This is a genomic window from Rhizobacter sp. P3_B12, assembly GCF_056402895.1.
Genome location: NZ_JBFUGN010000190.1, coordinates 1 through 8340, shown reverse-complemented (window position 1 = coordinate 8340; position 8340 = coordinate 1). Strand labels below are relative to the sequence as shown.

The following is an 8340-nucleotide window of genomic DNA, read 5'->3' as shown; positions in this document are numbered from 1 at the left end:
TCGCCGGCGAAGAACTTGAAGATGTTGCCGGCGCGGGCGGCCTCGCCGATGCCTTCCGGCTTCGTCTTGCCTTCCTCGCGTGCGAGCAGCGTGCCGAGCTCTTCGCGGCGCGCGAGGATCTCGTTGCCGATGCGGTCGAGCGCGTCGGCGCGGGCCTGCACGTTGAAGAGCGCCCAGGCCGGCGCCGCGGCGCGCGCGGCCTGCACCGCCTCATCGACCTGCGCGGCCGTCGCGCTCGCGAACAGGCCGACGGTGTCGGCGAGGTCCGACGGGTTGATGTTCGGCACGAAGCGCGAACCGGCGACCCATGCGCCGTTGATGTAGTTCAGGTGTTCGCTCATCGCGGGCTCCTCATTGCGGGCCGAGGCGCTTGATCAGCGCGGACAGCATTTCAACCTCTTCGCCCGTCAGGTCGGTCAGCGGCGGCCGCACCGGGCCGGCCGGGTGGCCGACCAGCGTCGCGCCGGCCTTGATGATGCTGACCGCGTAGCCCTGCTGGCGGTTGCGGATGTCGAGGTACGGCAGGAAGAAGTCGTCGATCAGGCGGCTCTGCGTCGCGCGGTCGTCGGCCGCGACGGCGCGGTAGAAATCCATCGCGGTCTTCGGCACGAAGTTGAACACCGCCGACGAATACACCGGCACGCCCAGCGCCTTGTAGGCCGCGGCATAGACCTCGGCCGTCGGCAGCCCGCCCAGGTACGCGAAGCGGTCGCCCAGTTTCTGGCGCACCGTCACCATCGCCTCGATCTCGCCGACGCCGTCCTTGAAGCCCACCAGGTTCGGGCAGCGGTCGGCCAGCTGCTGCAGGCTCGCCGCGCTGAGTTTGCACACCGCGCGGTTGTAGACGATCACGCCGATCTTCACCGACTTGCACACCGCCTCGACGTGCGCGACCAGCCCTTGCTGGCCGGCCTCGGTCAGGTAGTGCGGCAGCAGCAGCAGGCCCTTGGCGCCCAGCGCCTCGGCCTGTTTCGCCATCGCGATCGCCTGGCGGGTCGGGCCGCCGACGCCCGCAATGATGGGCACGCTGTGCTTGCAGGTGTCGACCGCCACCTTGATGACCTGGCCGTACTCCTCGCCGACCAGCGAGAAGAACTCGCCGGTGCCGCCGGCCGCGAACAGCGCGGTCGCGCCATACGGCGCCAGCCATTCGAGCCGCTTCGCATACGTCGACGGCTGGAAGTTGCCCTGCGCGTCGAAGTCCGTCACCGGGAAGGACAGCAGGCCGGACGAAATGGTGGTTTTGAGTTCCTGGGGTGACATGCGCGTCTCCAATGAAGTTTGGGCGGTCGGGTCTAGTTGTCAGTCATCGTACAACATGACCCCCGCAGACACAAGAGGTCGACCCCGCGCCTTGTTCAGGGCGCCGCGTTGCCGTCGGCGCGGCGCAGGCGTTCGCGGCTGTTGGCCAGGTGGGTGCGCATCGCGGCGCGGGCTGCCTCGGGGTCGCGCCCGGCGATCGCGTTGACGATGCTCTCGTGCTCGACATTGACGCGCTGCAGGTACTCGCGCCGGCCCTCGCCGGCCACCTTCGCGGTGTTGAGCCGCGCGCGCGGAATGATCATCGTGCCGAGGTAGGTCATCAGCTCGACGAAGTGCACGTTCTGCGTCGCCCGGGCGATCTCCATGTGGAGCTGGAAATCGGGCGCGATCGCGTCGCCGTCGTGCTCGATGGCCGCCGAGAACGCGGCCAGCGCGCCGCGCATCACCTCGATGTTGGCATCGGTGCGGCGCACCGCCGCGAGGCCCGCCGCCTCGGCCTCGAGCCCGATGCGCAGATCGAGCACCGCGATCACTTCGCGGGCGGTGGCGATCTGCTCGGGATCGATGCGGAAATTCTGCGTGCCGCCCGTGCCGACGACGAAGGTGCCGACGCCGTGCCGCGTCTCGACCATCCCACCGGCCTGCAGCTTCGACAGCGCCTCGCGCACCACGGTCCGGCTGACGCCGAACTCGTCCATGATCGCGGCCTCGGTGGGCAGCTTGTCGCCCGATCGCATCACGTTGTCGCGGATGCGCGCGCTCAGCGTCTCGACCAGGCCGATGGCCAGGCTGCGCGGCCGGCGGCGCGGCAGGTCGGTCGCAGCGGGAGAAGACGGAACGTGCATCGAACGGCTCATGACGGGGTTGGCGAAAGGGCTTTCAATGTACGACAGGCGGCGCACCGGCCGGCGGGGCTTCCGCGGATCGACAAAGGCGGCCCGTCGTCGTACAACAATGTACGTCGTCGACGACACCGTTTGGCAGCCCGGCGCGGCGCACGAGCCTCGGGATTACCCTCATCCCGTCAGCTTGACAAGCCCCCTGCCCGTCACCAATCATTCGGCCTGTTGTACGACAACTGATGACGTACCTGTTGCCGACAGCGAGATCCGCGGTCGGCCGTGAAAGATTCTCTCGATGACGACCCCGCCGACCTCCACCACTTCCCTGCGCTTCAAGCGCCTGTTGCTGACCGGCGCTGCCGGCGGCCTCGGCCGCGTGCTGCGGCCGCGCCTGAAGGCCTATTGCGACGTGCTGCGCCTGTCCGATCTCGCCGACCTGGGCGCGGCGGCCGCCGGCGAAGAAGTCAGCCAGGTGCCGCTGCAGGATGCGGCCGCGGTGCACGGCCTGCTGGAGGGCGTCGATGCCGTCGTGCACCTGGGCGGCGTGTCGGTCGAGGCGGCGTTCGATCCGATCCTGCAGGCCAACATCGTCGGCACCTACAACCTGTATGAAGCGGCGCGCAAGCACGGCGTGAAGCGCGTGCTGTTCGCGAGCTCGAACCACGTGACCGGCTTCTACCGCCAGGACGAGGTGCTCGACACCCACGCGCTGCCGCGCCCGGACGGCCTGTACGGCGTCAGCAAGGCCTTCGGCGAGAACCTCGCGCGCTTCTACTTCGACCGCTACGGCATCGAGACCGCCTGCCTGCGCATCGGCTCGTCGTTCGCCGAACCGAAGGACCGCCGGATGCTGGCCACCTGGATGAGCTTCGACGACCTGGAGCGGCTGGTGGTGTCGTGCCTGACGGCGCCGCTGGTCGGCTACAGCGTGGTGTACGGCATGTCGGACAACCGCACGCAGTGGTGGGACAACAGCAAGGCGAAGCACCTCGGCTACGTGCCGCAGGACAGCTCGGAGCCGTTCCGCGCCGCGGTCGAGGCAAGGCAGCCGCCGCTCGACTACAACGACCCGGCCGTGCGCTACCAGGGCGGCGCCTTCGTGCGCACCGGCCCGTTCGAATGAGCGTCGCGCTGCCGATGGACAGGCTCGACGCATCACGCGACCAGGTGGGCGAAAGCCCGCTGTGGTCGGTGGCCGAGCAGGCGCTGTACTGGGTCGACATCGAGGGCCGCCAGGTGCGCCGCTTCGACTGGGCCACGCGCCGCGTCGAGAGCTGGGCCTGCGCCGAACGCGTGGCCTGCCTCGCGCTGCATGCGCAGGGCGGGCTGGTGGCAGCGATGGAAAGCGGCGTGTTCCACCTGCGCCTGTCGGCCGGCGGGTTCACCTCGACGCGCCTGTGCGGCATCACGCACCCGCGCGACGGCATGCGCTTCAACGATGGCCGCTGCGATCGCCAGGGCCGCTTCTGGTCCAGCACGATGGTGCGCGACATGTCGCTCGCCTCGCCGTCCGGCGCGCTGTTCCGGCTCGATGCGAACGGGCTCTCGGCGCCGCTGGTCCCGGGGCTCATCACCGGCAACGGCCTCGCGTTCAGCCCGCGTGGCGACGTGATGTACCTGTCGGACTCGCACCCGAGCGTGCGCCGCATCTGGGCCTTCGACCYGGACGCCGACGGCGCGCCCACCGGCCGCCGCGAGTTCGTCGACATGAACCGCCACCCGGGCCGGCCCGACGGTGMGGCGGTCGATGCCGACGGCGGCTACTGGATCTGCGCCAACGACGCCGGCCTGGTGCACCGCTTCACGCCCGACGGCCGGCTCGACCGGTCGCTGCCGGTGCCGGTGCCCAAGCCGTCGATGTGCGCCTTCGGCGGCCCGCAGCTGCGCCACCTGTTCATCACCTCGATCCGGCTGCCGACGGCGGCCGACGATGCACCCGACGGCTCGGTGTTCGTCACCGAGCCCGGCGTGGCCGGGCTGCCCGAGGCCGCCTTCGCTTTCTGATCCGCTGACGATTTCGCTCGACCCATCCACCCCGGAGACAAGACCATGACCCACAAGATCCGCACCCTGGCCGCCGTGATGGCGCTGGCCGCACTCGGCACGGCGCAGGCCACCGAGTTCCGCTCGACCGACATCCACCCCGACGACTACCCGACCGTGCTGGCCGTCAAGCAGATGGGCCAGACGCTGTCGAAGCTGACCAACGGCAAGCACAGCATCAAGGTGTTCAACAACGGCTCGCTCGGTGCCGAGAAGGACACCATCGAGCAGACCAAGATCGGCGCGATCCCGATGACGCGCGTCAACATCGCGCCGATGAACAACATCTGCCCGGCCACCGTGGTGCCGACGATGCCGTTCCTGTTCCGCTCGAAGGAGCACATGCGCGCGGTGCTCGACGGCCCGATCGGCGAGGAGATCCTGAAGAGCTGCGAGGCGCAGGGCTTCATCGGCCTGGCCTACTACGACAGCGGCGCGCGCTCGATGTACACGGTGAAGAAGCCGATCAAGACGCTGGCCGACGCGAAGGGCCTGAAGATCCGCGTGCAGCAATCGGACCTGTGGGTTGCGCTGCTCGAGGCGATGGGCGCGAACGCGACGCCGATGCCCTTCGGCGAGGTCTACACCGCGCTGAAGACCGGCCTGGTCGACGGCGCCGAGAACAACTACCCGTCGTACGAGAGTTCGCGCCACTTCGAGGTGGCCAAGTACTACTCGAAGACCGAGCACTCGATGGCGCCCGAGGTGCTGCTGTTCTCGAAGCGCGTGTTCGACGCGCTGAGCCCGGACGACCAGAAGGCGATCCGCCAGGCCGCGAAGGAATCGGTGCCGTTCATGCGCAAGCTGTGGGACGAGCGCGAGGAGAAGTCGCTGGCCACCGTGAAGGCCGCCGGCTCGCAGATCATCGAGGTCGACAAGGCCTCGTTCCAGGCCGCGATGAAGCCGGTGTACGACAAGTTCCTGGCCGACCCGAAGCTGCGCGACCTGGTCAAGCGCATCCAGGAAACGAAGTAATTCCAGCTCTCCACTGAACCCACCGCGGCGGCACCCACCGCCGCGGTGAAGGAACCCCGATGTACACGAAATTCTGCGCAGCCGTCGCCAAGGCCTGCCTGCGGCTCGGCGTGGCCGGCCTGGTGCTGCTGCTCGCGGCGGTGCTCTACCAGGTGTTCGGCCGCTACGTGCTCAACAGCACGCCCACCTGGGCCGAGAGCCTGGCCCTGGTGCTGGTGCTCTACGTGACGATGCTCGGCTGCGCCGTCGGCGTGCGCGACGCCGGCCACATCGGCATGGAGCTGCTCGGCTTCCTGCTGCCCGAGAAGGCGAAGCTGCCGACCGAGATCCTGATCCACCTGCTGACGATGCTGTTCGGCGCCCTGATGGCGTGGAACTGCGCGCTGATGTTCGACTCGGTCGGCGACTACAAGATCCCGACGCTCGGCATCTCCGAATCCTGGCGCTACGTGCCCTTCATCGCGGCCGGGCTGCTCATCATCCTTTTCTCAATCGAACACATCGTGGCCCTGCTGCGCGGCGTGGAAGTGGAGCCGGCATGGCACTGACAATTCTCTGCGTCACCTTCTTCGGGCTGCTGATCCTCGGCGTCCCGGTGGCGTTCTCGATCGGGCTGTCGGCGCTCGTGACCATCCTGTACGAAGGGCTGCCGATGGCGGTCATCTTCCAGCAGATGACCTCGGGCATGAACGTGTTCTCGTTCCTCGCGATCCCGTTCTTCATCTTCGCCGGCGAGCTGATGCTGTACGGCGGCATCGCCGACAAGATCGTCAACTTCGCGAACGCGGCGGTCGGCCACATCCGTGGCGGGCTCGGCATGTCGAACGTGATCGCCTGCACGCTGTTCGGCGGCGTCTCCGGCTCGCCGGTGGCCGACGTCTCGGCGATGGGCGCGGTGATGATCCCGATGATGAAGAAGCAGGGCTACCACGCCGACTACGCGGTCAACGTGACGACCCATGCGGCGCTGGTCGGCGCGCTGATGCCCACCAGCCACAACATGATCATCTACACGCTGGCCGCGGGCGGCAAGGTGTCGATCGCGAAGCTGATCCTCGCCGGCCTGATCCCGGCACTGGTGCTGACGCTGTGCAACCTGGCGGCGGCCTACCTGGTGGCGGTGAAGCGCGGCTACCCCGCCGGCACCTTCCCGGGCTGGCAGATCGTGGCGCGCACCTTCGCGGCTTCGCTGCCGGGGCTGTTCGTCGTCGTGCTGATCCTGGGCGGCATCCTGTCGGGCGTGTTCACCGCCACCGAATCGGCGGCCGTCGCGGTGCTGTACGCGCTGATCCTGAGCGTGGTGGTGTACCGCTCGCTGAAGTGGGAGCAGTTCCTGAAGGCGGCCGCCAAGGCGGTGAAGACCACCGGCGTCGTGCTGCTGCTGATCGGCATCTCGGCCGCGTTCGGCTACATCATCAGCCTGTACGAGGTGCCGACGCTGACCGGCCAGGCGCTGTCGGCGGTGACCTCGAGCCCGTGGGTGATCTTCCTGCTGGTCAACATCATCCTGTTCCTGCTCGGCACCTTCCTCGACATGGCCGCCACCATCCTGGTGTGCACGCCGATCTTCCTGCCGATCTGCCAGCACTACGGCATGAGCGAGATCCAGTTCGGCATGGTGATGCTGATCAACTGCGCGCTCGGGCTGAACACACCGCCGGTGGGCACGACGCAGTTCGTCGGCTGCGCGATCGGCGGTGTCTCGGTGGGCACCGTGATGAAGACCATCTGGCCGTTCTACGGCGCGCTGATCGCCGCGCTGATGCTGGTGACCTACGTGCCGGCGTTCTCGCTGTGGCTGCCGGGCGTGGTGCTGCGCTGATCGGCGACACGAAGCCCCTCTTTCAAGAACCCATCAGGAGACATCCCATGATCAATCGCCGAACCCTTCTTGCGCTGGCGGCTGCGGCCGCCGCAGGCACCAGCTTCGGTGCGCACGCCGCGCCGGCCTGGCCGGAGAAGCCGGTGCGCATCGTCGTGCCGTTCGCGGCCGGCGGCACCTCGGACATCCTCGCGCGCCTGCTGGCCGACAAGCTGCAGCTCGCGCTGAAGCAGACCGTGCTGGTCGAGAACAAGGCCGGTGCCGGCGGCGTGATCGGCGCCGATTCGGTCGCCAAGTCGGCCCCCGACGGCTACACCTTCCTGCTCGGCACGATCGCCAGCCACGCGATCAACCCGGTGCTGCAGCCGAAGATGCCCTACGACGCGGCCAAGGACTTCGCGCCGGTGATCCTGCTGGGCAGCATCTCGAACGTGCTGCTGGTCGGCACCGAGGCGCCGTACAAGAGTGTCAAGGAGCTGATCGCGGCGGCCAAGGCCAAGCCGGGCGACATCGCGTTCGCATCGTCCGGCCAGGGCAGCTCGCAGCACATGTCGGGCGAGACCTTCAAGCTGCTGACCGGCGCCGAGCTGACGCACGTGCCGTACAAGGGCAGTGCGCCGGCCATCCAGGACGTGATCGGCAACCAGATCCCGATGAGCTTCGAGACGGTGACGGTGGCGCTGCCCTTCGTGCAAAGCGGCAAGGTGCGCGCGCTGGCGGTGACCTCGGCCAAGCGCAGCATCGCGATGCCCGACGTGCCGACGCTGCAGGAGTCCGGCGTGCCCGRCTTCGACGTGGCGAGCTGGCAGGCCTTCTACGCGCCGGCCGGCACGCCGCCGGCGATCGTCAAGCGCATGAACGCCGAAGTCGCGAAGATCATCGCGATCCCCGAGGTGAAGGCGAAGATGGAAGGGCTGGGCCTGCAGTACAGCCCCAACACGCCGGAGCAGTTTGCGACCTTCGGCCACGCTGAACTGGTGAAGTGGGCGAAGATCGTGAAGGACGGCAACGTCAAGCCTTGACGTTCCACAGCAGGTGAGCAGCATGGCCGAGGTGAAGAAACCCCTGACGATCAGGATGCACGATCTCGACAACGTCGCGATCGTCGCCAACGATGGCGGGTTGCCCGCCGGTACCGTGCTGGACAGCGGGCTGGTGCTGCGCGATGCGGTGCCGCAGGGCCACAAGGTGGCACTGGTCGACCTGCCGGCCGGCTCGCCGGTGCTGCGCTACCACGTGAGCATCGGTCTCGCGGCCAAGGACATCCCGGCCGGCAGCTGGGTGCACGAACGGCTGCTGCAGATGCCCGAGGCGCGCGAGCTGACCGGCCTGCCGATGGCCACGCGCGCGGCGCCGCCGATGCCGGCGCTCGAGGGCCACACCGAGGGCCACACC

The 8340-nt window shown here is 68.4% G+C and carries 10 protein-coding genes; 7 read left to right on the top strand and 3 right to left on the bottom strand.

All coding sequences use genetic code 11. From position 1 onward, the window contains the following. The 3 genes from AC1D01_RS12825 to AC1D01_RS12815 form a co-directional block, all read right to left on the bottom strand. A partial coding sequence (locus AC1D01_RS12825; RefSeq protein ID WP_477866723.1) for an aldehyde dehydrogenase family protein occupies positions 1–341 on the bottom strand: 341 nt, incomplete at its 3' end. Between the two features lie 10 nt (positions 342–351). Beyond that, positions 352–1263: a 5-dehydro-4-deoxyglucarate dehydratase gene (gene kdgD, locus AC1D01_RS12820; RefSeq protein WP_477866721.1), complete on the bottom strand. Its 912-nt coding sequence runs from the start codon at positions 1261–1263 to the stop codon at positions 352–354. A gap of 95 nt (positions 1264–1358) precedes the next feature. Beyond that, the gene (locus AC1D01_RS12815) at positions 1359–2120 is read right to left on the bottom strand and encodes a FadR/GntR family transcriptional regulator (RefSeq protein WP_477866719.1); all 762 of its coding nucleotides are present in this window, start codon (positions 2118–2120) and stop codon (positions 1359–1361) included. Positions 2121–2400: 280 nt separating this feature from the next. Here AC1D01_RS12815 and AC1D01_RS12810 point away from each other — a divergent pair, with 280 nt between their 5' ends. From AC1D01_RS12810 to AC1D01_RS12780, 7 genes are all read left to right on the top strand, one after another. After that, positions 2401–3228: an NAD-dependent epimerase/dehydratase family protein gene (locus tag AC1D01_RS12810; RefSeq protein ID WP_477866717.1), complete on the top strand. Its 828-nt coding sequence runs from the start codon at positions 2401–2403 to the stop codon at positions 3226–3228. Next, positions 3225–4109 (top strand): SMP-30/gluconolactonase/LRE family protein, encoded by an 885-nt coding sequence (locus AC1D01_RS12805; RefSeq protein ID WP_477866715.1) that lies wholly within the window; start codon positions 3225–3227, stop codon positions 4107–4109. The genes AC1D01_RS12810 and AC1D01_RS12805 overlap by 4 nt, the downstream gene beginning before the upstream one ends. A 45-nt stretch (positions 4110–4154) precedes the next feature. Next, entirely contained in the window at positions 4155–5123 is a 969-nt protein-coding gene (locus AC1D01_RS12800) for a TRAP transporter substrate-binding protein (protein ID WP_477866713.1), read from the top strand. A gap of 59 nt (positions 5124–5182) precedes the next feature. Further along, entirely contained in the window at positions 5183–5671 is a 489-nt protein-coding gene (locus AC1D01_RS12795) for a TRAP transporter small permease (protein ID WP_477866711.1), read from the top strand. Then, a complete protein-coding gene (locus AC1D01_RS12790) occupies positions 5662–6945 on the top strand; it encodes a TRAP transporter large permease (protein ID WP_477866709.1) in 1284 nt (427 codons plus the stop codon). The genes AC1D01_RS12795 and AC1D01_RS12790 overlap by 10 nt, the downstream gene beginning before the upstream one ends. A gap of 47 nt (positions 6946–6992) precedes the next feature. Beyond that, positions 6993–7967 (top strand): tripartite tricarboxylate transporter substrate binding protein, encoded by a 975-nt coding sequence (locus AC1D01_RS12785; RefSeq protein ID WP_477866707.1) that lies wholly within the window; start codon positions 6993–6995, stop codon positions 7965–7967. Between the two features lie 22 nt (positions 7968–7989). After that, on the top strand, positions 7990–8340 hold a 351-nt coding region (locus tag AC1D01_RS12780), incomplete at its 3' end, for a UxaA family hydrolase (RefSeq protein ID WP_477866705.1).